Origin of the sequence: Paenibacillus sp. FSL P2-0089, from assembly GCF_038595095.1 — a bacterium.
GTDB lineage: Bacteria > Bacillota > Bacilli > Paenibacillales > Paenibacillaceae > Paenibacillus_AQ > Paenibacillus_AQ silagei.
Window position 1 is genome coordinate 4,294,850 of sequence record NZ_CP152006.1, and the last position, 26,742, is coordinate 4,321,591.

30 protein-coding genes and 1 pseudogene are annotated in these 26,742 nt (G+C 46.0%); 10 read left to right on the forward strand and 21 right to left on the reverse strand.

Translation table 11 applies throughout. From position 1 onward, the window contains the following. Nucleotides 1-17: 17 nt before the first annotated feature. Entirely contained in the window at nucleotides 18-938 is a 921-nt protein-coding gene (locus NST69_RS17955) for a YafY family protein (protein WP_342546678.1), read from the reverse strand. A 105-nt stretch (nucleotides 939-1,043) separates the two neighbouring features. On the opposite strand from NST69_RS17955, the gene NST69_RS17960 reads away from it, so the two are divergent. After that, nucleotides 1,044-1,526, forward strand: a complete 483-nt coding sequence (locus NST69_RS17960) for an effector binding domain-containing protein (protein WP_342546679.1) — start codon at nucleotides 1,044-1,046, stop codon at nucleotides 1,524-1,526. A gap of 136 nt (nucleotides 1,527-1,662) precedes the next feature. Here NST69_RS17960 and NST69_RS17965 read toward each other — a convergent pair whose 3' ends face one another. From NST69_RS17965 to NST69_RS17995, 7 genes are all read right to left on the reverse strand, one after another. Next, nucleotides 1,663-2,517 carry a DUF1648 domain-containing protein gene (locus NST69_RS17965; RefSeq protein WP_342546680.1) on the reverse strand — a complete coding sequence of 285 codons (855 nt, stop codon included), beginning with the start codon at nucleotides 2,515-2,517 and terminating at the stop codon, nucleotides 1,663-1,665. A 188-nt stretch (nucleotides 2,518-2,705) separates the two neighbouring features. Next, complete coding sequence (locus NST69_RS17970; RefSeq protein ID WP_342546681.1) at nucleotides 2,706-3,254, reverse strand: putative immunity protein; 549 nt, start codon at nucleotides 3,252-3,254, stop codon at nucleotides 2,706-2,708. A gap of 96 nt (nucleotides 3,255-3,350) precedes the next feature. After that, nucleotides 3,351-4,277, reverse strand: a complete 927-nt coding sequence (locus NST69_RS17975; RefSeq protein ID WP_340952063.1) for a hypothetical protein — start codon at nucleotides 4,275-4,277, stop codon at nucleotides 3,351-3,353. A gap of 172 nt (nucleotides 4,278-4,449) precedes the next feature. Continuing rightward, nucleotides 4,450-5,142 (reverse strand): SAM-dependent methyltransferase, encoded by a 693-nt coding sequence (locus NST69_RS17980; RefSeq protein WP_342546684.1) that lies wholly within the window; start codon nucleotides 5,140-5,142, stop codon nucleotides 4,450-4,452. A gap of 17 nt (nucleotides 5,143-5,159) precedes the next feature. Further along, a complete protein-coding gene (locus NST69_RS17985; RefSeq protein ID WP_342546685.1) occupies nucleotides 5,160-5,441 on the reverse strand; it encodes a hypothetical protein in 282 nt (93 codons plus the stop codon). 9 nt (nucleotides 5,442-5,450) lie between these two features. Next, nucleotides 5,451-5,855, reverse strand: a complete 405-nt coding sequence (locus NST69_RS17990; protein ID WP_342546686.1) for a metallophosphoesterase family protein — start codon at nucleotides 5,853-5,855, stop codon at nucleotides 5,451-5,453. A 54-nt stretch (nucleotides 5,856-5,909) separates the two neighbouring features. Further along, nucleotides 5,910-7,388, reverse strand: a complete 1,479-nt coding sequence (locus tag NST69_RS17995) for a serine hydrolase domain-containing protein (protein WP_342546687.1) — start codon at nucleotides 7,386-7,388, stop codon at nucleotides 5,910-5,912. A 200-nt stretch (nucleotides 7,389-7,588) separates the two neighbouring features. On the opposite strand from NST69_RS17995, the gene NST69_RS18000 reads away from it, so the two are divergent. The 3 genes from NST69_RS18000 to NST69_RS18010 all read left to right on the forward strand — a co-directional run bounded on the left by NST69_RS18000 (nucleotide 7,589) and on the right by NST69_RS18010 (nucleotide 10,249). Beyond that, nucleotides 7,589-9,439, forward strand: coding sequence for a M28 family peptidase (locus NST69_RS18000; protein ID WP_342546691.1), 1,851 nt, complete (start codon nucleotides 7,589-7,591; stop codon nucleotides 9,437-9,439). A 106-nt stretch (nucleotides 9,440-9,545) separates the two neighbouring features. Continuing rightward, entirely contained in the window at nucleotides 9,546-9,866 is a 321-nt protein-coding gene (locus NST69_RS18005) for a MazG-like family protein (protein WP_036733455.1), read from the forward strand. A gap of 32 nt (nucleotides 9,867-9,898) precedes the next feature. Then, nucleotides 9,899-10,249 (forward strand): VOC family protein, encoded by a 351-nt coding sequence (locus NST69_RS18010; protein ID WP_051478756.1) that lies wholly within the window; start codon nucleotides 9,899-9,901, stop codon nucleotides 10,247-10,249. Here the strand turns inward: NST69_RS18010 and NST69_RS18015 are convergent. From NST69_RS18015 to NST69_RS18030, 4 genes are all read right to left on the reverse strand, one after another. Beyond that, nucleotides 10,224-10,631, reverse strand: a complete 408-nt coding sequence (locus tag NST69_RS18015; protein WP_036733452.1) for a VOC family protein — start codon at nucleotides 10,629-10,631, stop codon at nucleotides 10,224-10,226. The two genes, NST69_RS18010 and NST69_RS18015, sit on opposite strands and share 26 nt — an antisense overlap. Before the next feature lie 19 nt (nucleotides 10,632-10,650). Beyond that, nucleotides 10,651-10,827 carry a hypothetical protein gene (locus NST69_RS18020; protein WP_155991703.1) on the reverse strand — a complete coding sequence of 59 codons (177 nt, stop codon included), beginning with the start codon at nucleotides 10,825-10,827 and terminating at the stop codon, nucleotides 10,651-10,653. A 218-nt stretch (nucleotides 10,828-11,045) separates the two neighbouring features. Beyond that, nucleotides 11,046-11,315 (reverse strand): DUF6809 family protein, encoded by a 270-nt coding sequence (locus NST69_RS18025; protein ID WP_036733449.1) that lies wholly within the window; start codon nucleotides 11,313-11,315, stop codon nucleotides 11,046-11,048. A 276-nt stretch (nucleotides 11,316-11,591) separates the two neighbouring features. Further along, nucleotides 11,592-12,878 (reverse strand): amidohydrolase, encoded by a 1,287-nt coding sequence (locus NST69_RS18030; RefSeq protein WP_036733446.1) that lies wholly within the window; start codon nucleotides 12,876-12,878, stop codon nucleotides 11,592-11,594. Between the two features lie 78 nt (nucleotides 12,879-12,956). Here NST69_RS18030 and NST69_RS18035 point away from each other — a divergent pair, with 78 nt between their 5' ends. Further along, a complete protein-coding gene (locus NST69_RS18035; RefSeq protein ID WP_036733443.1) occupies nucleotides 12,957-13,952 on the forward strand; it encodes a MerR family transcriptional regulator in 996 nt (331 codons plus the stop codon). A gap of 28 nt (nucleotides 13,953-13,980) precedes the next feature. Here the strand turns inward: NST69_RS18035 and NST69_RS18040 are convergent, their stop codons facing one another. Both NST69_RS18040 and NST69_RS18045 read right to left on the reverse strand, forming a co-directional pair. Next, complete coding sequence (locus tag NST69_RS18040) at nucleotides 13,981-14,709, reverse strand: SDR family oxidoreductase (protein WP_342546697.1); 729 nt, start codon at nucleotides 14,707-14,709, stop codon at nucleotides 13,981-13,983. Between the two features lie 131 nt (nucleotides 14,710-14,840). Beyond that, complete coding sequence (locus NST69_RS18045) at nucleotides 14,841-15,743, reverse strand: AraC family transcriptional regulator (RefSeq protein ID WP_036733438.1); 903 nt, start codon at nucleotides 15,741-15,743, stop codon at nucleotides 14,841-14,843. A 269-nt stretch (nucleotides 15,744-16,012) separates the two neighbouring features. On the opposite strand from NST69_RS18045, the gene NST69_RS18050 reads away from it, so the two are divergent. Next, on the forward strand, nucleotides 16,013-16,366 hold the full coding sequence (locus NST69_RS18050) for a hypothetical protein (RefSeq protein WP_036733435.1): 354 nt from the start codon (nucleotides 16,013-16,015) through the stop codon (nucleotides 16,364-16,366). A 303-nt stretch (nucleotides 16,367-16,669) separates the two neighbouring features. On the opposite strand, the gene NST69_RS18055 is transcribed toward NST69_RS18050, so the two are convergent. Continuing rightward, on the reverse strand, nucleotides 16,670-17,164 hold the full coding sequence (locus tag NST69_RS18055; RefSeq protein ID WP_340952027.1) for an ATP-binding protein: 495 nt from the start codon (nucleotides 17,162-17,164) through the stop codon (nucleotides 16,670-16,672). 392 nt (nucleotides 17,165-17,556) lie between these two features. Between NST69_RS18055 and NST69_RS18060 the strand changes: the two genes are divergently transcribed. Together NST69_RS18060 and NST69_RS18065 are read left to right on the forward strand one after the other, a co-directional pair. Beyond that, a complete protein-coding gene (locus tag NST69_RS18060) occupies nucleotides 17,557-18,567 on the forward strand; it encodes a matrixin family metalloprotease (RefSeq protein WP_155991607.1) in 1,011 nt (336 codons plus the stop codon). A gap of 102 nt (nucleotides 18,568-18,669) precedes the next feature. Continuing rightward, nucleotides 18,670-19,038: a hypothetical protein gene (locus NST69_RS18065; protein WP_036728370.1), complete on the forward strand. Its 369-nt coding sequence runs from the start codon at nucleotides 18,670-18,672 to the stop codon at nucleotides 19,036-19,038. A gap of 112 nt (nucleotides 19,039-19,150) precedes the next feature. Here the strand turns inward: NST69_RS18065 and NST69_RS18070 are convergent, their stop codons facing one another. Together NST69_RS18070 and NST69_RS18075 are read right to left on the reverse strand one after the other, a co-directional pair. Then, entirely contained in the window at nucleotides 19,151-20,476 is a 1,326-nt protein-coding gene (locus tag NST69_RS18070) for a HAMP domain-containing sensor histidine kinase (protein WP_342546703.1), read from the reverse strand. 2 nt (nucleotides 20,477-20,478) lie between these two features. Further along, nucleotides 20,479-21,192: pseudogene (locus NST69_RS18075) on the reverse strand (response regulator transcription factor). Between the two features lie 196 nt (nucleotides 21,193-21,388). Between NST69_RS18075 and NST69_RS18080 the strand changes: the two are divergent. Continuing rightward, nucleotides 21,389-22,294 (forward strand): serine protease, encoded by a 906-nt coding sequence (locus tag NST69_RS18080; protein ID WP_036733430.1) that lies wholly within the window; start codon nucleotides 21,389-21,391, stop codon nucleotides 22,292-22,294. An 87-nt stretch (nucleotides 22,295-22,381) separates the two neighbouring features. Here the strand turns inward: NST69_RS18080 and NST69_RS18085 are convergent, their stop codons facing one another. Further along, the gene (locus NST69_RS18085; protein WP_036733428.1) at nucleotides 22,382-22,858 is read right to left on the reverse strand and encodes a hypothetical protein; all 477 of its coding nucleotides are present in this window, start codon (nucleotides 22,856-22,858) and stop codon (nucleotides 22,382-22,384) included. Nucleotides 22,859-22,969: 111 nt separating this feature from the next. After that, nucleotides 22,970-23,548 carry a TetR/AcrR family transcriptional regulator gene (locus NST69_RS18090; RefSeq protein ID WP_036733426.1) on the reverse strand — a complete coding sequence of 193 codons (579 nt, stop codon included), beginning with the start codon at nucleotides 23,546-23,548 and terminating at the stop codon, nucleotides 22,970-22,972. Between the two features lie 170 nt (nucleotides 23,549-23,718). Between NST69_RS18090 and NST69_RS18095 the strand changes: the two genes are divergently transcribed. Continuing rightward, nucleotides 23,719-24,705 carry an NADP-dependent oxidoreductase gene (locus tag NST69_RS18095; protein ID WP_036733423.1) on the forward strand — a complete coding sequence of 329 codons (987 nt, stop codon included), beginning with the start codon at nucleotides 23,719-23,721 and terminating at the stop codon, nucleotides 24,703-24,705. Between the two features lie 625 nt (nucleotides 24,706-25,330). Here NST69_RS18095 and NST69_RS18100 read toward each other — a convergent pair. Together NST69_RS18100 and NST69_RS18105 are read right to left on the reverse strand one after the other, a co-directional pair. After that, on the reverse strand, nucleotides 25,331-25,807 hold the full coding sequence (locus NST69_RS18100; protein WP_342546707.1) for a GyrI-like domain-containing protein: 477 nt from the start codon (nucleotides 25,805-25,807) through the stop codon (nucleotides 25,331-25,333). A 3-nt stretch (nucleotides 25,808-25,810) separates the two neighbouring features. Then, entirely contained in the window at nucleotides 25,811-26,428 is a 618-nt protein-coding gene (locus tag NST69_RS18105) for a CPBP family intramembrane glutamic endopeptidase (protein WP_342546710.1), read from the reverse strand. Nucleotides 26,429-26,742 lie beyond the last annotated feature (314 nt).

The following is a 26,742-nucleotide window of genomic DNA, read 5'->3' on the forward strand; positions in this document are numbered from 1 at the left end:
CTCACCAATCTACACCGCTAATCCCCCTCATACTTCCTCATAATCCCCCGCACATATGCCTTGAACCCATTCCGTATCTCTGGCGGCCCCAGCACTTCACACTTATCTCCAAAAGCAAGCAGCCGGTCGTAGCCATAGTCATTCGCAATAATAGGATACTTGGCCCAGCAGTGGTGTTCATCCACCTGCAGAATATGGTCAGCGCCGAACCGTTCGATCACCCGATCCATGACGGAGCGGTCCAGCCGGATCGTAACCTCTACCCAGCCCTGGCTTAGCCAATCGCCGCCATCCATAGGAAGGGGTGTGAATGCTCTTGGGGCGAAATGCTCCTTCAGAACCTGGAGACCGCTCATTCTGGCCAGCTTGAAGATCCGATAGTCCTCTTTGCCGAGACAATAACCTTGCAAATACCAGCTACTCTCCTTAAAAACCACCTGATACGGCTCCACCCGCCGTTCACTGCTCTGTCCCCGCGCATCCGTATACGCAAAAGCCAGCACAGCGTGCTCATTCATCGCCGTCTCGATCATCCCGAACAGGCTGCGCAGCGACTCGTTTCCTTCATTCAAGGACAGATCCATGACGAACGGCGCATTCGGCCTGCCCTCCGCATTGTCCGGGTAGAGAGCGTTCAGCTTCTCCGCTGCATACACCATTTCCCTTCTTCCAAAAAGCTGCTTGTAGCTGTGCAATCCATTCTGCAGGTTCTGAATTTCTTGCGGGGTGAACAGGGTTTTGCCCACTTTGTAGGATTTCATCAAGCCGACACCGCCCCACGCTCCCATAAGCGTATAGATGGGCAGGCCGGCTCTATTCAGCGTTTCAATATCCCGGTAAATCGTTCGTCTGCTGACTTCGAGACGCTCTGCTAACTCGCGCGCACTAATCTGCTCATGCTCCAGCAGGATCATAATGAGCGCAATTAAGCGATCCATTTTCATGATGACCACCTCTAATCAAGTATGCCATACAGGTGTCACAGTTGGTAGATTATGCTTGCTTGGAATACACCAATCCCACTATCCAGGAGGTACATTGTCATGATTTCGACCAGAATTGAAACGAAGGAAGCATTCCGCATCATTGGGTTCAAGACGGCTATAAGTGAAGGTGGGGCGGTCCACGATCCTGCGTATTCACAGCTCAAAACGGCTTTTTTCAAAAGCACGCTGGAGAACGGCTCTATGGCCTCCCTGCGTCCCTTATCTGAGAGTCCCTACGGCTTCGCCGCGATTGCCCAGGAAGATGGAAAGATCCTGTATGTTGCAGGCGTTCAGTCGCCCAGGCCCCAGCCGGAGGCTGCGGGTGAAGTGCTTTTTCCGGGAGGAGAGTATTTGGTGTTGTCGGGTCAGGGCGGCTTGTCGCGTCTCGCGTTTGACCGGCTGGAGGATGAGGCATTCGATGCCATCCTGAACGATAATTATGAGTATGTGTATACCGGACACCCGATCGCGGAGGTACTAACCAATGGCAATCCTATGGATGCCGAAGTTGAAGTATGGGTGCCGGTGAAGAAGCGGTAGGCAAATTGAGGATTAAGCTTGAGGAAATAACCTTGGGCTGTAGGTAGAAGCAACTTCGTTGCGTTGGAGCGTGTTGGATCAGCGGTACTCAGAATTTGAGGTGTGGCTGATCCAGCGCTCAACCATCTGCTCATGTCTAGCGGCTTTCGCGCTGACCAGCCCAGTACGTTAAGGTGTAGGCGTATAGGATGATAAAGGCAATTATGCTTAGGACAACGGGGATAACAAAATTAATATTAAGCAGAGACGTCATATTTAGCTGCACTACGGATAACAGGATAACGAACAAGAAGCTTGCTGTAATCATAAAATTCGACCAGGCACGGCGGTAAGTTAAGTCTTCCCTAACCTGCTGCTTCCCTCTGCGCATTCTCCAATATTCATATATGAACAGAAGGATTCCTAACACCTGCATGATCGTAGGTATAAACACGATACTATAAGATTTATCTATATAGCGGTCTACGGTCCAACTGCCGTTGAAATGGACCGGAAGCTGGTCAGGAATCAGATCGTAGTTGCGCAGCACTGTTACAATATTAACCACAATAATAACAGCATGAATGAGGAACCAATGACTGGGCAGGCCAACATTTCCTTTCCGCAAACCTGGTTCCATGATCGATGATTCCGGAGCAGCAGGTAGCATAGGCAGTACGCTTTTCATTTTCAAATGATACCTAAAGTTAATAACCAGGGAGATTACGAGGATGGCGAGTGCATAGGAGATAATGACCCAACTGATTTGCCTCGAATGTTCATCGCTGTAGAGTAGGCATAAGATGCCAACAATGAATAGGATGGTATGTAAAATTGCACTAATCCTAGCATACGACTTCCGCATCTGACGCATCGGCTCACTGTGGAATTGGACAGCGCTGACGGTGACTCCGAAACTAATCGTCTCTTTTGTTAAATACGGCATACTCACGATGAGTACAATGGAAGGTACAAATACCAGGATAAATATTATAACAGGCAGTATCGTCATATCGTTCACCTCATTCTACATACGTATTATTTTACATAGTCCTCGAAAGCGATCTTATACTTAATAGAAGTTGAAGCCCTCAATTTCCGCACAATGCAATAACCCTACCATATTATGGTGTACGTATCACATGCTAAGAAAGTTTCATCCGAGGCCTATCGGCAGCATACCTTCTTCGGTGTAATGCTTCAAGCTTGAAGTTCTGGAGGCGTTAGAATTACTTCATGTATTAAATTCAATTGTCTTTCCCTCTCCTTTGTTGAAGAATCTGTGGAGTTATCAGTTAATACATTTGTTGCCCTTATTGCGTAATCACTGCTAACTAAAGCATGTCCTCTCATATGTCCTGTTGCAATGGCTTGGGCAAATGAACGTGCAGAATACTTGCTAATGTCTGATTTGGATTCTTTCGCCAATTCATTAACTACAAATCCAACTTTCCGTAAATCGGAGGCTCTAATGCTTCCGTCTATTCGTTTTTGTAAAGTTTCTATCCCTAAATGTATTCGTGAGTCATTTTTTAAATGGTCATCTAAGTAATCCAAGTACGGAGTTGCTACTTTTAAAGTCCATTGAGCAACTAACTTCTGCGGTATTTTTTCAAGAGCCTCTTCAATTTCATTGCGCAATTCGGTGTTATCTATAATTTTTATTTTAGGGTTACTATGCTTGAATTCTGTTTGTTCTTCTTTTAATTTTTGCTCATGTTTATTCCATGCGTAATCTTCTAATCTCACTGAATTCACTCCTATTAAACTACAAAAGATTTGATTAGAAAACGAAACCATAGCCTCAATTCCTTATTGTATTACAATCATAAGGTACCCGCAGCATCACAGCAATTCTTTAACCGAAACCTGATACAACATATCATCTGCACAGAACAGCACGAGATCTTCCCGAAAATCTTGCGTGACTGGCACAAGAGGCTCAGATTTTTCATTCAGAAACTGTATCTTATGCCCTTTGGTCAAGCTTGCTTTTTCATGTTTTTTGATAACATATTCTCCGTGTTTGCCGTAACCGCCATCGAACAAGAAGTGACAACCATCCGTGCAGAACCCGGCCGAACCTGAAATCTCAGGATTGATAAACGTAACCTTGGGCTGACTGGGTCCGCCTGAGATGCAGCCGAGCAAAAAGTCCGTATAATAATAAAACCAGACCTGCTCTTCACGGACAACATTTAAAGCGTAACAATCGGCAATATCCGACACATGATCTTCGTATAATTTGTTGCCATGCTCATCCCAGGCCACCAGGCCGTGTTCACCGACAGGCTGATCCCAACCGTTATTCCCGAATACACCTTCGTCAAAATAACTGGTCCAGATGGTACCTTTCTCCGTCACTTGAACATTCTGAATCCCGTCTCCAAGCAGGAACTCACGAACGGTACGTCCTGTATAATCACACACTTTGGCGTTCAGATCATATTTACCTGCACCATAATACGTACTGCGTGCACCAACCAGCAGCAGATGTCTGCGAAGCGGCTGAACATAATGATAATTGAAATGCTGATCTGGAAATATAATTTCATCGATATAATCTTTACTTTCTACCATCAGGACCTTGTAGGTATGTGGTTGCTTCAAAGCCGGTTGGACGAACATTCCTCGTTTCCGTTCCGGGATCTGGTTAATCAGCAGGACATATACGCAGCCATCTCCACCTAATTGAGCCGAGACGATCTTGAACCCTTCAGTATACTCCGAAATATCTGCAAAAGGCTGCAGCGTCACTGTTTTATGAAACATGCCAATTCCTCCTTAAGAGCTGGTGTAAAACCATCCTCTGTTCTATTACCGTATTATGTCAGAGTAGATGGAACCAGAACATGGCGGAAGTATGGCGAAGCTTAGGAATAAATGAAAAGACACTAACATGGAGTTAGCGCCTTTATCGATTTAACTCAGTTTATACCATAATCTAAAGAGTGATCTTCAACATGCTGTTTGCTCCCTTTTGAAACTCGTATCCGACCGTTATTTCTTCAGTTGAACAACCTTGTTGATGTAAGAAGGTGAGCAGCTCATCCAATTGACGATATCTCTCTCCTGAAAGGCTGACTAAAGGAAAAATCCGGATTTCCTGTTTGGTTACCCGAAGTAACTCTTGGATTGCTTGCCTATGGAAATCAAAATCTAGCCGATCTGAATACATAAACAAAAAGTGTGCAGACAGTGTCATATCAAATTGCTTATCCTTGAATGGGAGCGAGGGCAATGCGGATGCAATGTAACGCTCGGGATAGTTCTTCATATCCTCTGCACAATCAGTTAAGGCGCGGGATCGATGTTGTTTCAGTTCGTCAACGGATTGGAAATAATCCCATACGTAGTTCGTTTGGGCACTTTCCATTTTGGTCATGGCGTGTTCCAAGTCGTTCATGCCTTTTGTGTGAAGATCCTCATAATCATGAAAATAAGCGATATCCGTTGCCGTTACGTCGGCACCTAGTTTATTCGCATAGGCCGTGAACGAACATGCTCCAGCGGGGCAATCCAGAATGGACCGTCCCTTCAATTCCCTCTGTGTTAAATTAAACATGGACATATACTCTTCAAATGTACGTCCAATAAACACGATACGGCTTAAATCCAATTTAATCTCTCTGCTCATCTCAGCTCACCTTTCCTCTACTCATCTAATCTTACCCGATCTTCATACAACAACACCTGTTCATCCGGCAGTTCTGCATTATGATGAAAATGCCCAAAGAACCATTTCCCATAGTCCAGTCTGAACTTAATTTCGTTGAAATACGTGTGCATGGGGTCAACTTCCACATTCGTATGATAGCGCCCTTTGATCCACTGAAGCGCATCATAGGAGCAAGTGTGCGTCAACACATAGTCCACTCTCCACTGGTTCTTTTCCAGATTGCGGATGCCTTCCTGGTATTCTTCCGGGCTTGGCATTTCGCGCTCCTACCAGGATACGCCAACCTTCCTGTACTCCTTATCATGTGAAGCCGCCCCGCCAAAGGCGAAAAAGCTTTTCCCTTCGAGCTCAAAGACTTGGCCGCGCATTAAATGAATGATACTAGGGGTAATGTGATGCACCCGACCGCCGTTCCATTCGGAGACGGGATACGATTCGAGCAGATCAAAGTTCTCGTGATTCCCGTCAATAAACAGGGTGGTCCACGGTTTCTCAGTCAGCCATTTTAGCCAAAAGCGATCCTCCGCATCATCTGCCCACAACAAGCCAAAGTCCCCGACGATAATAACATAATCCTGCTTCGTCAGCGTCCTGCCTTCAGGGAAGTTCCTTGAATTAAAACGGCTGGCCACACTGATGGAACCGTGAATGTCGCCGGTTATGTAGATCATGGGATTTGCTCCTTTCATAATAATCAATGTTCGCTAGACTGCTGGAGACTCCAGTCACCGCCAATTCCTGCCCGCCAGAACCATAGACAACACGCAGCTAAACGATGCCAGCCCCATCCACAGCAATATCGAATAGGACATCCATACACTAATCATAGTGTAATTGTAGTTTACCAAAAAAGGCCAGCCTAGCACCAATACTAACAACAGCGCTCTGATGAGCAGGGTAACACGGGCCTTGAGCTTTTGACGGCGGATTCCCTTCTCTGTGGCAAAATCGCTTCTCCCTCCTGCCAGCCGGATGAGCTTAAACGCAATCCCAATCACAGTTAACACTACTAAAAGCGAACCTATCCCGTCCATTAGGATATAGGTGTCGTCATACTTGAAGGTCTTCATCGGCTGCCCTTGCATCTGGTCATAAATATTCTGGGCAATCAGCGTAGGTGCGGTAGAGTTCAGATTAGCCAGTACGAACACCCCCTCCTTACGTTCTGGATCGATGATCGCCTGGGAAGAATAATTCGGATTGCTTCCACTATGACGGATCACCTTCGTCTCCCGGTCTTGGCTCCAGCCGAAGGCATAGAATTGGTTCTCAGCTTCATGCCCCGTTGTACGAAGGTCAGGCTCATGGGATTGTTGAATGGCCTTTCTTAGATTATCCGGCACCTCACCGCTTCCCATCTGAGCGTTGACCCAGTGCTGCAAATCCTTCAGATTGGTCACCAGATACCCTGCGGCTATATTTCCGTAGTATCTGGGAGCATCGTAGGCCATGCTTTTGCCAAAAAACACCCGATAACCCTGTGCAAGCTTCTCCGGCTTCCATTCCTGTCCTGTCGAGAAATAGCTGTCGTTCATCCCCAGCGGCTTAAGGATCTGCTGCGTCACATAATCCTGATAACTCCGCCCTGTAACCCGCTCAATGATCGCTGCCAGGATATCGTAATTCACTGTTGCGTACTGATAGGCACTGCCTGGATTAGTATCCAGCGCAAGGCTGGACATCTTATGTATGGTCGCTGCAAGCTGCTCCTTACCTGAACCTTCAGGGATCAGGCGAATGCTCCAGGATGGTATTCCGCTGGTATGTGAGAGTAGCTGGTTAATGGTGATCTTAATCTTCTCCCCCTTATAGGTCGGAGCGAACTCTGGCAGATATTGCGAGACGTCATCGGTATAAGCCAAAGCCCCCTGATTCTGTAGCATAATCACAGCAAGCGCCGTAAACGCCTTAGTCGTTGAGCCTAGCTCAAAAAGCGAATCCGCTGTGACCTCCTTACCCTGCGCCTTATCAGCGTAGCCGTAGGTTTTGAATTCTGTTTTGCCGCCTGTGGCGGATAGAATTGCTACCCCTGGAGTCGCTGTCTTGTCCATGATGCTCTGTACCATAGCGGACTCACTGTCAACCTTCCCTGAGGTCAAAAGCGTTCCAATCTCATGCCGGCATGCAGCCGCAGCAAGGATTAGGATTAGCAGCATCGCAATGCCTTTCAGCAGCATTTCTTTTCTTCGCGTTGTCTTCTTCATGATTAAGCTCCTTCAAGATCTGTCGTCTGGTTCAAGATGTACTTAACTAGTAAGACGTATTGATGCAGCCGTTCCCTGCAACGAGGGTAAATCCAAAAGCTTGCCTTGACCTTGAAGTATACTTCAACCCTTATAGTGAAATATAGTTAATGGTACACTTAAAAAACGGGCAAATATGCTTATAACGAGAGAGGTAAACTATGAGAAGTCAATTAAATCGAGAATTGTCGGGGATTGTATTCCTGATTCTAGCGCTTGGTACTTCTGTATTGATCGGGAAAGAAATGTCGTTCGCTGTACTAGCAATAATCGTACTTTTGGCACAATTAGGTATTTATACTTTTCACTTCAAAAAAAGAGGTAAACTGTTTTGGCTCTATGCTGTTGCCCTGGTAACCGAGATTTTATTCTTGGCCACTAAGGAGTTTTGGATATTCGCATTTGCTATTCTACTGCTAATCGTAGCAGGGATATGGAATGTGTTTTTTGCAGGTGATGTGCATAAGAGCCGGAAGGTCTTTCTAGTGGTTCGGAGAGTGTTGTTCGGAATTGTAGCTTTAGTTGCCAGTGTGGTTTGGATCGTTAACCTATATGTTCAGCCTATTACGGGGTCTGTTACTCTGCCAGCTGAATTAACTGTAGAAATCAACAATGACCAGCTTGATTCTTCAACCACCATGTTGGACAATATTGAAAAAATGAATTCCTTTGGCAGCCGTACAACGGGATCTGAAGGTCACAATCAGTTCATTGCATGGATACAGCAGCAGGTGACGGGTATGGGTCTTACTGTGTACCGTGATAAGTATACTTTTGATCGCTGGGAAGAGAAGAACAGCTCTGTAATCATTGATAACCAGGAAATTCATGTATCCTCTGCGTTTCCTTACTCAGGCAAGACCGATACAAATGGAGTTACCGGAGAGTTTGTCTACACCAAACCTGGTAAATATGAGGAAGCCAAGGGCAAAATAGCCGTCGTTGAAATCAAGAACTTTAAGAATTTCCCCATGGCACTGGTGATGAATATACGCGAAAAATTTGGGGCGCCGGGCGGTATTCCTTCAGATGAAGGCGATCTGGTCCTTACCACAGCTTTGAAGCATGCTAAATTGGACGAAGCCAAGGAACAGGGCGTCAAAGCAGTCATTATCGTCTGGGATGGTGTTTCAGATGAAAAGGCTGAGAAGCAATACCTCCCCTTCACCGAGCATTATTTAGGAATTCCAGCCGTTTGGGTCAATAAAACAGCTGGGCAGAAGGTAATCAACGCAGCTAAGGAACATAAGGCGGGCACAGTGATTTTAGAGGCAGAAAAACAGGAACATGCGCCGACCGAATCTTTTTATGTGAAACTTGAAGGAAAGAACAAAAAGGAATCGATCATTGTAAATACGCATACCGATGGTGTGAATGTGGTAGAAGAAGACGGTGCGATTGGCATGCTCTCCATGATTCGTTACCTGCAGCAGCAGGAGCAGCCAGAACGGACTATGATCTTCACCTTCGTAACAGGACATTTCAGATTGCCCGAATTCAAAGGTACCTCGCAGGCAACCTCAACCTGGATGCAGGCTCATCCTGAGCTGTGGGATGGTAAAGATGGACATCTGAAAGCCGTGGCAGGACTCACTGTAGAGCATCTGGGCAGCTTAGAATGGAAGGACAATGCTTCCGGACAATATGCACCGACTGGTAAAATAAGTACAGAATTCACCTACGCAGGGAATGAAAGGATGGAAGCCATTTGGATGAAAGCTGTTGAAGATAGAAATAACACCCGGACCGTTATCCTGCGCGGACATAATAAGTTTCAATTCGGTGAGAGTCAGCCCCTGTTCAATGCCGGGATTCCAATGATTGGACTGATCCCCATGCCAGATTATCTCCTGGTAGATAGCGCAGACAGAGAAATGGATAAATTCGATGTGAACCTGATGCACGAACAAGTCGGGTCTCTATTGAAGGCATTACAGCTTATGGATCTTACAGAGACTACGGAGTTGGGGACGGCAGATAAATATTCGTTTTTCTTTGGGCGGACGAAGTAGTTGAATGGTAACAGCTAACACCGAAAGCAAATTACAATGAGCGTAGTTATGGTATTATTATATTCGAGTTTTTGAGTCTAACAATTTTCTTATACCGGAGGGAAACATGGATATCACTGAATTTCAACAATGGGTTAGGGAATATTACAAGAATCGTAACTGGTCGGACTTAGATATATTTGTTCGTATTGGATTTCTTGCTGAAGAAACTGGGGAAGTCGCCCGCGCAATTCGTGCATTAGAGATTGGCAGGGATCGTCCAGACGAGGTTGCAGGCACATTTCAAGAGAATAAAGCTGAATTAACAGAAGAACTTGGAGATGTTCTAGGAAATCTCATTGTCATCGCCAATAAATATGATATATCGCTTGAAGATATCTTGATATCGCATAAGCAAAAGCTTCAGGCACGCTATTCAGAAAATTAAAATAAATGCAAAAATAGGAAGAAGGTATACACATGAAGCTTTGCGGAGTTTGTATTCTGACTGACAATGCGCCGCGCCTGGCTGCTTTTTATGAAATCGTGCTCAAGGAGTCTCCGGTTGTTGAAGGGCAGCATTATGGATTCGACAGCGCCCAGCTTGCGGTCTACAATCCAGGCCAAGTGAATGTGGTCAATGACAAGAATATGTCACTAATGTTCTATGCCCATGATGTCTTGGCTGAATATGACCGTCTCATGCAAGCCATCCCCGGCATCGGGATTACCTCTCCACCTGAGCGCAGACCGTGGGGCGCCTACTCCTTCTGGTTCCTTGACCCCGACGGCAATACGGTGAGCTTCATTGAGAAGAAGGATCTACCGTGATATACCAGTACACACCGTACTTATCGACGACTTCAGCACAGCAGGAGCTCCAGGGAAGGGCGCCTAACGGAAATAACACCGTGCCGCCCTTCGCTAGCATTTCATATGCCTTGTTCACTTCTTCTTCACGCTCAAAGTTAATCCCATAACTCATAGTTGGACGTGATCCCTCTAGTGATGATGAGCGCATGATATCCACAAAGCTATCATTATGTGATTCACTGACTGCAAATATCTCTTGTCCATCTCTAAGTAATGATGCGTGCATAAATGTGCCATCCGGGAATCTCTCATGATAGCCCAGGGTAAGTCCAAAGGCTTCTGAATAAAATGCTACAGCTTCAGTGGTATTCTTAATGTATAAGGTTGCTCCTAGTTTCATGGTGTGGACTCCTTATAAATCATTTCTTTCTTGCAATCTCAAAAACTTGGCCGCGAATTAAGCAGTTCGAAAACTCTTCTGTCCAAGATACATGTTCAGGATTATTTCGATCTAATACAATCTTCCCGCCTTTTCTAGGTAATCTTTTAGCAGTTTTAAGGAAAGACATACTAATACCTTCAGGTGTTTTATTCATTTAAGTCGACCTCCACTAAAAATCTATCACTATGATTAAGTTTACTTATAATTGTTCAGTATTATAACACGTAAGACTATGAAATACCATAAATTCCCACATGCTATTGGTATGTCCATTTAGGAATGAATAATGAAATTTTAACTTGATATTTCGCAATAAAAAACCGAAGATCCCCTACGCCCCGGTTCCTTCACTGCTAATTTATGCCTTAGTGATTACTCCCTCTCTCCGCTAAACACCTCAATCATCATTAACGCACCTATTTTGTACCCTTGGATAAAAGATAATGCCGAATGCAGCGAACAGGATTCACTATGTAGCTCCAGCAGTTCCTCGACCTGATCAAAATCTTCTTTTGGTAGTCTCTCTTTAAGCATCTCTAATGAATCAATAATCCGCTGATTAATCCTTCGAGATTCCGGATCGTTTGGCTTCATCCGCTCATTGGGACGCAAACTCCCATAATACAAATCCTCCAAAATCATGATTATCAGGCCTCCCTTTGAATGTGATCCGTATACTTGTGGACAATAGTGATCCCTACCAAATCAAGTTTAACTGATAAAGTGGGTATATATTGTTTTTTATGCAGTATTCGCATAGAATCACAACCTCAACAAAAACAAGACCATATGCCGATGTTTAAAGGAAATTAAATATATAGCTAGTGCGGCGCTTCATTAAGCTAACGGGCAGTTTAACGCAAAATTAATCAATGAAAAACGCGGACATGATCTGCCCGCGCTTTAAATATTCAGGAATTAGATGCCTTCAACGATACGCTTAGAGCGCAGTGATACTTGCTCTAATAACTCGTCTTCATCGATGGTGAGCAGCTGACGGCCCTGCATTAACACTTTTCCGTTAACGATGGTGGTGTCCACGTCCGCACCGTTGGCGCTGTATGCGAGCAGTGAATGGATGTTGTGTATCGGCTGCAAGTGGGGTTTTTTCATATCTACTAAGATGATATCTGCCTTCTTCCCGATTTCGAGCGTGCCCACCTCATGGGCGATGCGGAGCAACTGCGCACTTCCAGCCGTCGCCATGCGAAGAGCATCCATTGCGGGAAGCTTCGTGGGGTCCCCGTAATCCAACTTTTGCAGCCATGTTGCTGCCCGGATCTCCTCGAACATGTCTAACGTGGTGGCGCTGCCCGCCCCATCCGTGCCTAAACCAATTGTAATCCCTTGGTCAGCCATATCCTGAATCGGTGCTATGCCGCAGCCAAGCTTGAGATTGCTCACTGGATTATGGGACACTCCGCCCCGCATACTCTTCAGATAACCGATATCACGGCGATTTAGATGCACGCTATGTGCGAGGAGCACATGCGCCTGTTCAAACAGACCGAGGTGATACAAATATTCGGTTGGGGTCTGATTATGCTTTTCCCGAATCTGAATGACTTCCTCTTTCGTTTCGGCTAAATGAGTATGTAACGGTATGTCCTCCTGCTCCGCTAATTCGATAAGCTCTCTAAATGGCTGCGGAGGAACAGTGTAAGGGGAATGCGGACCTAGCATGGTCGTGATTCTGCCTTCCGCTGCACCGCTCCAGTGACGAACGAGATCAAGCGCCTCGGACATTCGCGGCCCTCCGTCATTTTCGAGGAAGGTGAGCCCCCGTGTTAAAGAAGCCCGCATACCGGCCTCTTCTACCGCTGCCGCGATTTCATTCATGTGAATGTACATGTCGGCGAAGGTTGTCGTACCCGATTTAATCATTTCCGCCATCGCGAGCTTTGCTCCCCAATAAATATCCTCTGGAGTCATGCGTGCTTCAGCAGGGAGCATTTTCTGGTTCAACCAATCCATAAGCTTCAAATCGTCGGAAAATCCCCGCAATAAGCTCATAGACGAGTGTTGGTGGGCGTTGATCAGCCCGGGCATTGCAGCCATCCCCCCGCCATGAATGATCACATCTGCCCCAGTAGATATAATGGACTGAATGTCCGCTATGCGGTCCCCGTCAATGAGAATATCCCCGATGTAGGGTTCCTCGTTTCCCATGGTTAAGATGGTCGAGCCTTTGATTAACGTCTTCATCGTGACAGCCTCCTTTTCTAGGGTTTATACTAAACCTTGACGTTAAGTGAGGGTCAAGAACATAAAGGGGTCTAGCTCATGAAAATAAAAGAAGTCGCTGATATGCTGAAAATATCGCAACGCGCGATTCGGTTTTACGAAGCCAAAGGTCTCATTGCTCCTTCCAAACAAGCTGACAATCAGTATCGGAGGTTTGACGAAGAAGATATTTGGCGCTTGCAGACGATCATTGCACTCAGGGAATCAGGAATGCCGGTTAGTGAGATTCGGACTGCATTGCTAGATATCGAAGACCAAGGAAACAGTCAATTACGATATTTGTTGGAGCTCCAGCGGTCCGTCATGTTCTCCAAGTGGGTGGAAATGCAGCAGATTATCGAGACAACAGACCAAATGATTGAAACTCTCAAGAATGACCAAGCACTTCCGCTTGACGACATTTACATTCTGGCGGAGGGTTCGAGAAGACTGAGGGAACAACGGACATGGAAGGATAAATGGGGGTATGACCGCTTAGCCGGCGTTCACGATCAGTTGGTTCAAGAGGACACACGGAAATATGGGGACTATGATGAGGCGCTGCGGCTCGTTGTGAAGTGGGTCTCGCCCATCCTTGGTGATAGGGGTTTGGACATTGGAACGGGTACGGGAAATTTAGCCGGCCGACTGATCCATGAAGGTGCGGTGATGGCTGGAGTGGATCAGTCCAACGAAATGTTAAAGAAGTGCCAGCGCAAATTTCCAGAGATGGAGACCAAGCTTGGTAATTTCCTGGCACTTCCGTACCTTGACGGGAAATTTGATTTTATTGTTTCGAGCTTTGCCCTGCATCATCTGACAAGTGACCAAATGCTGCTCTCTATTCAGGAGATGCGCAGGGTATTAAAACCTCACGGACGGATCTGCATCGCCGATTTGATGATTGACGGGGAAGGCAGCACAGCGCATGAAGGTGATGAGGATTCTGTTCTGCTCCCCAAGCTCATTGATTTATTAGAGGATAGCGGATGCATCACGAAGCACGTTAAAGTAAATAAACTGTTGCATGTTGTTTTAGCAGTACCTATCCGGTAAGCCAAAAAGCTTACCCCTGCGTCAAGGTTCACCAAGCCACAACTCCCTGCTCATCAAAAAAGCCGCCAGTTGGACCATCACTAGTTATTGTGGCAAGCTCCACTACAACGGAAGCTGCTTGTTCGACTGAACGATAGCCAGTATTACCATTTAAATCGGTAGCTGTAAATCCAGGGCAAACGGAGTTGATTTTAATAGGAGAATCGCTTAATTCTTTGGCTAAGGAAACGGTTAAAGCATTTACAGCCGTTTTAGAACTATTGTAGGCGAGCGAATTCGCATTATAAAATTCCGACGTTGAGTCTGAATTCAAGGTTAAGGAGCCTAAGGCGCTGGAAAGATTAACGATTCTTCCGGCAGAAGAATTTCTGAGCTGTGGAAGCATTGCTTTAGTGACAGAAAATACACCGAAAACGTTTGTCTCATACGTACTCTTGAGAACAGACAATTCCAGTTCAATTGGAGTGATATTTTCTTCGAAAAACACGCCTGCATTATTAATCAAGATATCAAGCAATCCATACTCTTGCTCAATCCATTCTGCTGCGGAGAGAACGGAGCTGGGGTCCGTGACATCAAGAACCACTGTTTTAGCTGTAATTTTCTCCTTTTCCAATAACGTTACGGCCTCATGTCCTTTATTTTCGCTTCTTGCTCCTATTAAAATCTCATACCCCATAGTTCCCAATTGCCTTGCTGTCTCAAAACCGATACCTTTGTTTCCACCTGTAATTAATACGATCTTAGATTTATTCATAAAATTGCCTCCCTATTCTTGTTTTAATACGGCTGCGTTTACCGCATGAGATAAGAATATCAAGGAGACGAATACATTTCTTTGCCTACAAGCTCATTCTATTTGTTTATTTAGCTCATTTCCAAGCCCCTTTAGGCATCCTTCTCCAACCTCAGCTGCCGTCTAAACTCTGACGGTGGAAGTCCGAATCTTTCTTTGAATACTTTGGAAAAGTGAGCGATATTTTCGAATCCGGTCGAAAAACAGATATCCGTAACAGATAACGCTGTTTCCGCTAACAGTGCCTTGGCTTTATCTAGCCTTCGATTGCGAACCCATTTGAGCGGGGAGGTGTTGTATATTGCTTGAAAATCCCTTTTGAACGCCGCCAGGCTTCTGCCAGACAAATAGGCCAAGTCGTTAAGGGAAACGGGATTCATGAAGTTCTCCTCCATGATCTTTGTGATGCTGCCTCTGTCCTTGCTTATGGGTTGCATCATTTGATGCAACAAACGATCATTCGAATCTGCTATATGAAACAGCAATTCCATCAGTTTCACACGAACCAGTCCTTCTTTGACGTCGTCAGGGTTCTCGAAATAGGGTTTTAACGACTCGATATAGCTTCCAATGCGGTCATTGATCGGAAAGACTGTTATCGGAACAACATCATTCACGGGATAAAGCGGGTTTAAACCGGCGAATTTGAGAAATTCATCTACGATCTTCTCGTTCAGGAAAAACATCATATAGTCGAGGATGTATTCGGAATCGGGTTCACCCGCTTTCTCGTACTCGACTCCCATTGATTTATGAATAAACATCATTTCGTTGCTCCGCATCGTATATTCTTGATCACCGAAGCGAACTGTATAGACACCCGACTTGACAATTAGCAGAAGATGATCCTGCAAAAAAAAGGTTCCTTTTATGCCTTGCGTGTAAAAGCAGATTTCGATAACGGACATCCCATCCAGCTTTAAGCTCCCTTTTTTATTCGGAAACTTTACCAGTTCATTAGGCACCTTGACCATTTTGCTTGATCTCATAGTCATGGACGTCCCGCCCTACTTGTACCTGCGATTGCTCTAGTTTCCATTTCTTAATCATCCTTTCGGTTATGCCAGTCTGCGCTTACGTTTCAACACTTATCCTTTTAGTATAACTGGAACCCGGCGAGAATACTTTGCTGAAAAGCTCAAACGACTTGTTCATTTAGCTCCAAACGAGCAAGTGCTATAATAGAATGAAAATAAAGGATTAGACTGTGCAAATGTGGGTATGTATTGTTATCACTAACCAGCACAAAAGGGGAGAATAAAACATGGGAGTTTCTGTCTATTACACTTGTACGAGAAATCATAACCTTACGGGCAGTGAGGAGCAGGAGATCAGGGCCATCATTGATAAATACAATGCGGGTTTTGAAATGAAGGATATTGGAGAAACATTTTATGTTTATGACTATGATCAGGATGAACCAACGGTGATCTTTGCAGGTTCGACAAAGCTACCCCTTTCAGACAATTTTGAAGATACATTGAATGCGCTGTATTATTGGTTGGCCTGTTTGACGGATATTAGAAGAAGTATTTCTAGTGGGGATTGGCATGTGCATCTAGATGATACGGATGCTGTTTGGGATGAGGAAACAGGTTGGAAAATGCCGGAAGGTTAGTATTCTAAGGTGGAATATGGTGTTATTCCATTTACATTGTTTTCCTTTGATGATATTAGAAGACACTAAGAAATTTTTCTCTGATTTTGTTTATTTTATAGCTCCAACCTTTTCAAATCTTTTACAGGATACTATTCAAAATCTTGAAGACCATTGGTATGAAGAATGCCGATGAAAAACAAAAAACGTAAGTTGAACGAAAACAGCAGCAGTCTAAGACTTATCCAGTCTTATTCTGCTGCTGTTCCTTTTGATGACTTGTTTTGGGTTAAACTACCGCCCCGCGTCTACACACATAGCACCTCATTCCCCAACCTTCTTCCTAAAACTAAACCGAGCCCCGCCCAGCTCCGAGCGGGAATAGGTCAGCTCTCCGTTCAATCGTGCCGCAATCTGGCGGCAGATAGCTAGCCCGAGACCTGTTACTCCGTTCGCTCCGGTATAGAAACGCTCGAAGACCGCTTCCCGCTCCTCCTCGGCCAGCCCCGGACCGTTATCTTCAATATGGATCGCCCACGCCGCTCCCGGAGCCTCCGGGTCCACCCGGATGACCACTTGATCCGTGGTATGTCTAACCGCATTCTGTAACAGATTGACCAGGATACGGAATAGCTGCTCGCCGGGAATCGTAGCTTGCAGGCTCTCGCCTTCCACGATGAGCTTCAGGTCCCGCCGGTTGGCCTCGGGCATGAGCAGCATGGCGGCTTCTTCGGCCATGGTCCGCAGGTCAACGGTGGCGGCGGGCCAATGCTCATCAACGGCTTCCAGCCGGGAGAGCTGGAGCAGCTTGTCTACCATATCGATTAAGCGCTTGACTGGATGGCTATCGCCTCAAGCCCCTCTTCGTGTCTGGATAGTGAACGTCCAGTAATTCCTGAATTTGAAGTGCCCCATCGACTTTTGTCCATCTTTCGCAAACCTGAAAATGACGTCATCCCGCTAACGGTTCCGTAAAACAAGCTTCCCTTTCGCACGTACTAAAGTCCAGACTGTCAAAGAAAAAATCCCGCGTTTCCTTGGTCAAGGTACTAGTATTCTTAATTGTTTTTTATTGACAATTTTTGTCGAAAATAACCTTTTATTTTTTTGGTGAGTTATGATTATTATGTAAAAACCAAAAAAAACATATCGAAAGAGGAGGTGGTCCTTCATTTAATATATTCACATTTACTAATTTGAGGAGGATAAAAATGAAAAGAAACTTTCTGGTTGGTATAATTACTTTGTTCATAAGTACTTCATTCTTAGTAAGTAATGTGAACGCAGTTCCGGGAACTAATGGGAAATGGCCCAGTAGATTTAACACATTATATATTAATAGTAATAGCATAAACTCTCCTTGGGCTACAGGTGCTGCAAAATGGTATAACAACACAAATTTTAAAGTATCAACTTCTGTAGGTGTCAGTTCAACTTATTATGCCGTCAACGTATTTAATTCTTCTGTAACTTGGGATGGGTTGACTTCTAAGGCTGTAAATAATGGTATACTTCAAAGCGCTATATTAAATTTAAATACCTACTATACATCAAGTAGCATGTTTACAAACAGTATATTAGCTGGAGTGACAGGCCATGAAGTGGGACATTCTCTGGGCTTAACACATACATCAGTTGTAGAAAGCAGTTCAATTATGCATCCATATACTTTTAATAGTGATGGTAGTTTAGCCAGAGCACTTTCACCTTCGTCATCGGATATAGATTTTGTGAATGGACTTTATCCTGCTCTTGCTATTTCTTCTGAAGAGGCTGAATCAGAACTTGAAGATACTAGATATGATTCTTTAGAGGATGGAGTTTATATCCATCCTTCGTGGGCAGTGTATTATGAAGATAAAGAAGCTTTAACAAAAGCTGCTGATCTAGTAGTTAAAGGAAAAGTGATTGGAGAAGCAAAAAGTGACTTTACTAAGGGTGATTACCTCAATTACTCTACCAAAGTCAATATAGAAATTATTGATACTCTAAAAGGAGATGATAGTCCTGGGCAAATCATCACAATCTCTCAGATGGGAGGCACAGATGGTCAAGTAACTGTTTTTTCTGAGTCTTCAACTCACTTAAAGGATAATCAGGAGGCCATTTTATTTTTACGTAAAATAAATGAAAATACATTCATACCGCTTAATGAAGATGATGGTATTTTTATTTATGAATTAGGACAATTTAGAAATATAAAATCTAATAAAGAGTTATAAAATAATCTTGTAAATAATACTTTCTGAGTGACTTCAGAAAGTATTTTTGATTAAGGAAACATTTTCCCCAGAAGTTACGTCATGAAAGAGAGGTGATGATCAATGAAGAAAGTAATAATCTTGTTTTTAATAATCCTTACGGCATGCTCCAATGCTAATAATGCTGGAGATTTAAAAAACAATCCTGCCAATGTAGATGTAAATGTTGAGTCTTCCTTCCCCTACCCTTTAGTAATATGGGACAATCAAAAGTATAAGGTTACAACTGATGAAAAAATCAATATCAACAAAGTTATTGGAGAAATTCTAAACTATTCTACAGATGAAGCCCAAATTAAAGAAGATACTGATAACTTTTCAAACTATTACCCGAAGGGTACTCAAATTTGGTCAATTCAAGGAGTCGATACCAAACAAGCTGTTGCGATTGAATATGAGAAAAACATGTATGTTAAAGCTGTAGTAGAATAGGCGAGAACAGTCTAATTCGGTATGAGGTCAGCTGAATGACAACAGCAGCAGTCTAAGACTTATTTAGTCTTGTTCTGCTGCTGTTACTTTTAATGCGTCTGTCTGTAACACCTCATTCCCCAACCTTCTTCCTAAAACTAAACCGAGCCCCGCCCAGCTCCGAGCGGGAATAGGTCAGCTCTCCGTTCAATCGTGCCGCAATCTGGCGGCAGATAGCTAGCCCGAGACCTGTTACTCCGTTCGCTCCGGTATAGAAACGCTCGAAGACCGCTTCCCGCTCCTCCTCGGCCAGCCCCGGACCGTTATCTTCAATATGGATCGCCCATGCAGCTCCCGGAACCTCCGGGTCCACCCGGATGACCACCTGATCTGTGGTATGTCTAACCGAATTCTGTAACAGATTGACCAGGATACGGAACAGCTGCTCACCGGGAATCGTAGCTTGCAGGCTCTCGCCTTCCACGCTGAGCTTCAGGTCCCGCCGGGTGGCCTCGGGCATGAGAAGCATGGCGGCTTCTTCGGCCATGGTCCGCAGGTCAACGGCTGCGGCGGGCCAATGCTCGTCTACGGCTTCCAGCCGAGAGAGCTGGAGCAGCTTGTCTACCATATCTATCAAGCGCTGCGATTGGTTGGTGATCACCTCCAGGCCTTCCTCCTGCGTAACCACCTGATCCTGAATGGCGAACACGAAGCCGTGGATGGACATCAGGGGTGTTTTGAGCTCATGGGAGATATTCTGCAGGAATTCAATCTGGTTCCGCTGATGCTGCTGGATGCGCCCCGACATGGACTGGAAGGTGGTCATCAGCTCCCCGATCTCCGTCCGGTCCCCCTGCGGAAAAGGATTGCCCTGTGCATAGGAAGGCTCATATCGCCCAACGGCTTCCTTCAACCGGTTCAGCGGCCGCACCACCCGCGACACGGCGAACAGCCCGATCGCAAGAATCACAATAAAGCTGGCACCTATGGACAGCAAAGTGGTTCGCATCAGAGAGCCGTATAAGGCTCTCAGCGAGGACAGCGGCGAATAAATGAAGATTTCATCGGACAGCCCTCTCAGCTTTTCTTGCGCATATAATACCTTCCTGCCGTGCAGGAGGGCAATTCCCTTTTTCCCCGTAGGCGTGTAGTGCAGCTGCTTGCCTTCCTCCTTCTCATCGCTGGCGTCTATGATCTTCTGATCCGCATCCAGAATCATATAATCTGCGTTCATCATCAGTCCCTTGACGACATACTTGAACTGTGTGCTGCTGAGATTGTTAAGGTCACCATCGCTGAGCAGCTTCTGCGCCTTCCCCACCTGTCCGTGCAGCTCAGCCTTCACCTGATTCATCAGGATATCGTCGATCAGACGCACGAATAGCTTCATCGTGATTGCAACAGTGACGAGCATGGCAATGCAGAGCGAAAACAGCATTTTACCGCGAATGGTCCGCATGGCTACACCTTCCGCACGGATGCCCGGTATCCGAAGCCCCACACCGTATCAATCAGGAGCGTGGAGTGGTGCTCGGCGAGCTTTTTGCGGATTCTTTTGACCACATCATCTACCACCCGGACATCCCCGAAAAAATCATATTCTCACACCTGCTGGAGCAGATGCTCACGCCCGAAGGGCCGTTCCAGGTGAGAGGCCAGGAAGAGCAGCAGATCGAATTCCCGTGAGGTCAAACTCACTTCCTCTGTATTCACCTTCACTGTCCGGTAATCCGCGTCAATCTCCACATTCCCGGACTTACAGACTTCCTTCGCCATTACCACCTGGGAGGTCTCCTTCGCAGCGGCATTACCCGCTCTAGCCAGACGCAGCATCGACTTCACCCGGCCCACCAGCTCACGCGGATTGAACGGCTTACTCAGAAAGTCACTGCAGCCCAGCTCCAGCCCCTGAATCCGGTCACTCTCCTCGCCCCGTGCAGAGATCATAATAATAGGAAGCTTGGTGAAGGTGCGCAGTTCGGTGAGCAGTGCCAGACCGTCAATGCCGGGCATCATAATGTCGAGGATCAGGCAATCCGGGTGCTCTGTACGCACATACTCAACCAGCGCGCGGCCATTCGAGAACGAAGTCACCTCGTACCCTTCCTTGCGCAAATATTCTGAGAGCAGCTGTAAAATGAACAGATCGTCGTCTACGACTACTATTTTCGCCATCACTTAATCCCCTCTACCGTCCTTAATCTAGCTCTATCATACAGGGTTATCTATGTAGATAAAAGACAGGACTCGTCATAAACCCCGTCTTCCTCTTCTTCGAAAAAGATGTAGAGCTCTGTTCTTACATATCCGCAGACTGACCGTCACAACATGTCTCACTCTTCAATAGTATAAAACTAAAGGAGGAGTGATTATGACTCGATGGGTTAGCAGATTCCTCTCATGCTTACTGGCTGCTGCAGTTCTAACACTGGGCATCCATATCGCCGCAGCTTCTGCTGTCAGCAAAGTGTCCATTACATCCACGACGGTCACCAAATCCGTTATCAAGGTCCGGCCTTACACCAGTAACCCGGCATTATCCAAGGAGCAGCAAGAGAAAGCGTATCGTAATTACAAAAATTTGACACGTGTCGTGATGATAGAAAAGTATGTACTGTCCGGTCAAGGGACCAAAACAAAGATTGGCATTGGTGCAGGCTTCATGTTACCTGGCGGATACATTGTCACTAATAATCACGTTGCCCCCGCCAGCTATAATGGGAAGAAATTACGCTTCCAAATTACTTTTTATGCGCAAAAATCGGACGGGTATCTGCTTGGCTCACTAGTGGCAACAGATCTCAAGGAAGACCTCTCCCTGCTGAAAATTGACGCTACAAAAATCCCCAAGACCTATCAAGACAGCTATTTCAAGGAGTTCAATCTTCAGCCTGCGGCAGGCGAAAAGGTGACGGTTATCGGGCACCCTACCAAGCCAACAGGAAATTTAGACACTGTGACTACCAAGAGGTCCCCCTGGACACCACTCTACGGAACATTCATCGCCGATGATGTGGCCGTTATCCGGAAATCGAAAAATACATCAACACCCGATGTGTACACCCACTCCATGGAATTCAAGGTGCAGACCTGGCCCGGAAATAGCGGCAGTGCTGTCATAGATTCGAGCGATAAAATAGTAGGCGTAATCTCCTCCACGATCCTTGGTGAACCCCGGTCCTTTGCCACCAGTTCGAAGCTTATCTTGCAGTTCATAGAGAACAACCATTTGTCTGAAGCCATTTTTGGACACGCCGCTGAAGGAGGTAAGAGTTAGTTAGATGTATAGATCAAAAGCGGGACTCTTCATGAGCCCCGCCTTCGTGGTTATACGTATGTGGCTGCGGAAGAATCTATTGAGTGCTTATTTCTTTTTGGTGATCACCGTTGTCTTGTTGCCGGATTTAGCGGGGGCAGCAGTTTTAGCTACAGTTTTGTGCTTGGTGAGCGCTGCTGTTTTTACTCCGGCTTTGTGCTTGGCATGTGCGGCTACTGTCTTTACTGTTGCTTTGTGTTTAGCGGTTACGGTTGTTTTGGCTGCAACTTTGTGCTTGGTATCTGCAGCTGTCTTTACTGCTGCTTTGTGCTTGGCTGGGGTTGTAGCCTTGACCGGACTCTTAGTAGCTGCTGTACTTTTCACAGAGGTTACTGCTTTGGCAGGAGTGGAAGCTTTTACAGGAGTTACCTTGACTGGGGTGGAAGATTTCACCACTGGTGCAGTCACCTTCACCTCTTTCACTGATTTTACAACAGGGGCCGTTGCTGCGAATGCGCTCGTTGAGCCGCCCACTACACTCACTACTGCCAACACTGCGATTACTCTTCTTGTCCATTTGATCATGTCAATCACCTCTTCTTTGAAAGTATCTTCATCTTAGCAGGCGATTGCGGGAATTCTGTGGAACAAGTATGAGTAAAGTATATGAAAATGCTTGTGCGTGTCTAATGTCATTCATGGGGTTGCCAGCCCCAGACCGTTCATTACATAGGAACGAGCAACGTCTACGAGCACATCAGGCCGATTATTCTCCTCGGCATTTAACCAATAATGTGCAGCGCCATAGATGGCTGAACCGGTCATGGCCGCCATGATTTTGATATGATGAATGTCCGCCCCATGGCAGGTATCCCCCTTCATAAAAATGCTTTCTATGGTTTGCTGCAGCATTTTCTTTATTTTGTCATCGACCAGTTTAGCCATCGGATTGGAATCTATTCTGCAGATCCGGTAAAAATCTATGATGTATTGGTGCGTCATTATGATCAGCTGGTCACATATATCGTTCGTAAACTCCTGTGCATTCACCACTTGCTCTGGAATCCTCTCATGAAAAGCCTGTTCTGTGACTTCGTCCAGCAAAGCATATTTATCTTCAAAATGGGCATAAAAGGTGGCGCGGTTAATGGTTGCCTCCTGAGCGATGTCCTTGATGGTGATTGCATCAAATCCTTTTCTCTGCAGCAAATCTCTGAACGCTGTTCGAATTAACTGTCGTGTGCGCAATACCCTCGGATCTTCCTGATTTACCATCCCTATATCTCCTTGTTAAACATCAATGTTCGCAATGTGTTGCCTATGCAACGTTCCTCTAACTCTGGCGGTTGAACTCTCAAGCACGCAATATTATCATCTTATCAAACAGGTGTTGCTTAAACAATCTGTGAATAATACTTATTGTTAAATTTATGAGGAGGATCATCATGAAAGCTATTGCTTTGACAAGCTTTGGAATTCCCGAAGTGCTAGAGGAACTGGAAGTACCCGTCCCCGCACTCACCGGCACACAGGTTCTCGTCGAAATGCGCGCCTCATCCATCAATCCCGCAGATGTTCTATTTCGCAGCGGTGCAATTCTTGAGAGTCCGGTGGCCGATAAATTCTCGGATCAATTTCAATTGCCGCTTGTTCTTGGTAATGAAGTAGCCGGCATTGTTAAAGAGGTTGGCGGGAAAGTCCGGCATTTCAAGCCGGGGGATCGTGTCATGGGCATGATTCCGCGAGGTTCCTACATGGACTATGTTGCCGTGGAGGAGGATCTCCTGGCCGTTATTCCTGAGAGTCTCTCCTTCGAAGAGGCTGGCGCCGCGCCTGCCGTTGCCCTACCGGCCTGGCAAGCGTTGTTTGAACATGGCCGGCTTCAACCGGGGCAACGCATCCTTATTCAAGCTGGTGCCGGAGGAGTCGGACATGCAGCAGTCCAGTTGGCTAAGCAGCATGGAGCATATGTTATCGCAACTGCGAGGGACTATAATCATGATTTCGTCAAAGGACTCGGTGCTGACGAGGTGATCGATTATACGAAATCCGACTTCGCCACCCAAATCACAGAGCCTGTTGATTTCGTGTTGGATGCCGCTATGGACCGCGCCACCTTCGGTACCGGGTTACCGGGAGACATCGGAAGGAAGAACTACTCGGTCATCAAGGATGGCGGGACCTATATTTCAGTGGTGGCCTTCGCGCTCAATGAATACCCGAAGGTCCGCGGCATTAACGCCTATTTCTTCCAGGCAAGAGCTAACCGTGCTGATTTCGAATCCATTGTCCGCCAGATGCAAGAGAATAAATTGAAAATCTATATCCATGAGGCCTATCCCTTCACTGCCCAAGGCCTTCTTCAGGCGTATCGCAAAAGTGAAGAGCCGACCAAACGGGGGAAAATCATCATATCAAAAAATCTTGGATAAATGCCATGCCTGCCGGGATGGGAATTTGTAATCTGCATGAAGGGGCTGTCCCAGAAGCCATGAAGCGGTTGCTTGGGATAGCTCTTTATGCTGGAGTAGATTCGGCGTGAGCACTTGGGGGAGGGGGACGCTCCGATTCGGGCCTCAGGCCTACGTGTGTGCAAATGTATGCTGTTTTCAACATACATTTAGCCCATGCGCCTTCAGCGAGTCCATTGTATGCTGTTTTCCACATACATTTGGCCCATGCGCCTTCAGCGAGTCCATAGTATACTGTTTTCCACATACATTTGGCCCACGCGCCTTCAGCGAGCCCATTGTATGCTGTTTTTGGCATACATAATTCCTGCAATAAAAAGGGCTATCACTTTTGGGACAGCCCTTCATACCTCATCCACCGTTCAATAATTGGCTGTCCGCTCAGGTGGGGCATGTCATCGTGATCTTCGCAGAGGAGCCATTGAACTTTTTTGGAGATATCATAACAGTCCTCGGTAATGAACCAGATGGATTCATCTTGGATAATGTCTCTTAGTTTGGCATAGTCTTTGTCTGCGAAGCTGGCGCTATGCCGGGGTTCCTGAAGCCGGTTCCAAACTTCTCCAGTTCGCCTCGAGCGGGAACATTATTTTAGCGCAATAAACATCTCAATCTCATTGTCCAGGCTATCCGGGCTGTACCGTTCATCCCATACCTCAAAATCATAATCCTTCGGCTCATTCCCCGTCGCACTCATCCACTCTCCATACAAATAATCATAGGAGCGGCTAAGCTCGGATTCGAGGCCCGTATGGGTGTACGTCACATATCTGCTCTCAGGAACTGTATGACTCACCATATCCAGCGGAATCTCGTCGGGATGAGAGACGGTATAACACAGCATATGAACGAAACGGTCCACCTGAGGGTCAAACTCCGGGGTCAGCGGATACAATTGCATCAGGATCACATGGTCATTAATCTTGTTCAGTACCTGGTCCCTGCCTGCTGTTAGTGAATGATAGGTCCGCTTACCCAGACCTGACTCGAATGCTGCAACATCTGCTTCTACTTGATAACCTACGACATAGAAAGCGGGTAATGTTATCACTTTGGCTTCCATCCGTTATCTTTTCTCCCCTCTCATAGCAATCACCTTATATTTGAACAACAGCGTAATCCCCAGATTCATCAGAAAATGAACAAGGATCGGAACCAGCAAATTATGCGTCTGCACATACACCCACCCGAAGACCAGACTTGGAATGGTGATGTTTAGCAGCATGAGCGGCTTGCTGTAGTACTGGACATGCATTCCCACAAACAGCACCGTGGTGATTGCGATAGCGATCCAGGGGTTGGGAAGGTAGAGAGTAAGTACATTTTGTATAATTCCTCGGAATAGCAGCTCCTCGAATAAGGCTCCAGCGAACGTGAAGGCCAAAATCGCTGGCAGCGAGTAGTTCTGATAGCTCTTGTTGGTCTCGTCAATGTAGCTGGCGGGCGTAAGCAGGGTTAGGATAATTCCGAACAACAGCAGGCTGATTGTTGGAAGGACAACGTATATTGCCAATTGCAGCGGATTTTCAAAGGATAACAGGTCCTGAAGGGTCAGGACATCGTATACGACAAGGGCAAAGATAACGGCTGCGCTGATTAGCGCGAAGGCGAGGAAAACCAGTACAGCGTCTTTAGGATAGAATTCTTTTTTGCCTGGTGGCGGGGTCATAGCAGCACGATTCATAGTATAGCTTCTCTCCTTATCTTCCAGTTTCTTATTTCTGCACGGACAACAGATGTATCTAAGTACTCAACAGCCTACTCATATTATCTATGTATAAGACGGTCTTCCGCAAGTTGCTGGTCACGACAATCATAGGTCAGCATCTGCCGGGTAGCCGCTGAGGGTTCATCCAGACGCCTGGGCGCAATACCGCACAAAACTACAGTAATCCAACGCTTGAGTAATCCAACGCTTGCTTTTTTGCAGCCCATCCCTTATATTATTTGATGTATCAATGATTGATATGTCAATTAATAAGTTGAGGGGAGGGAATA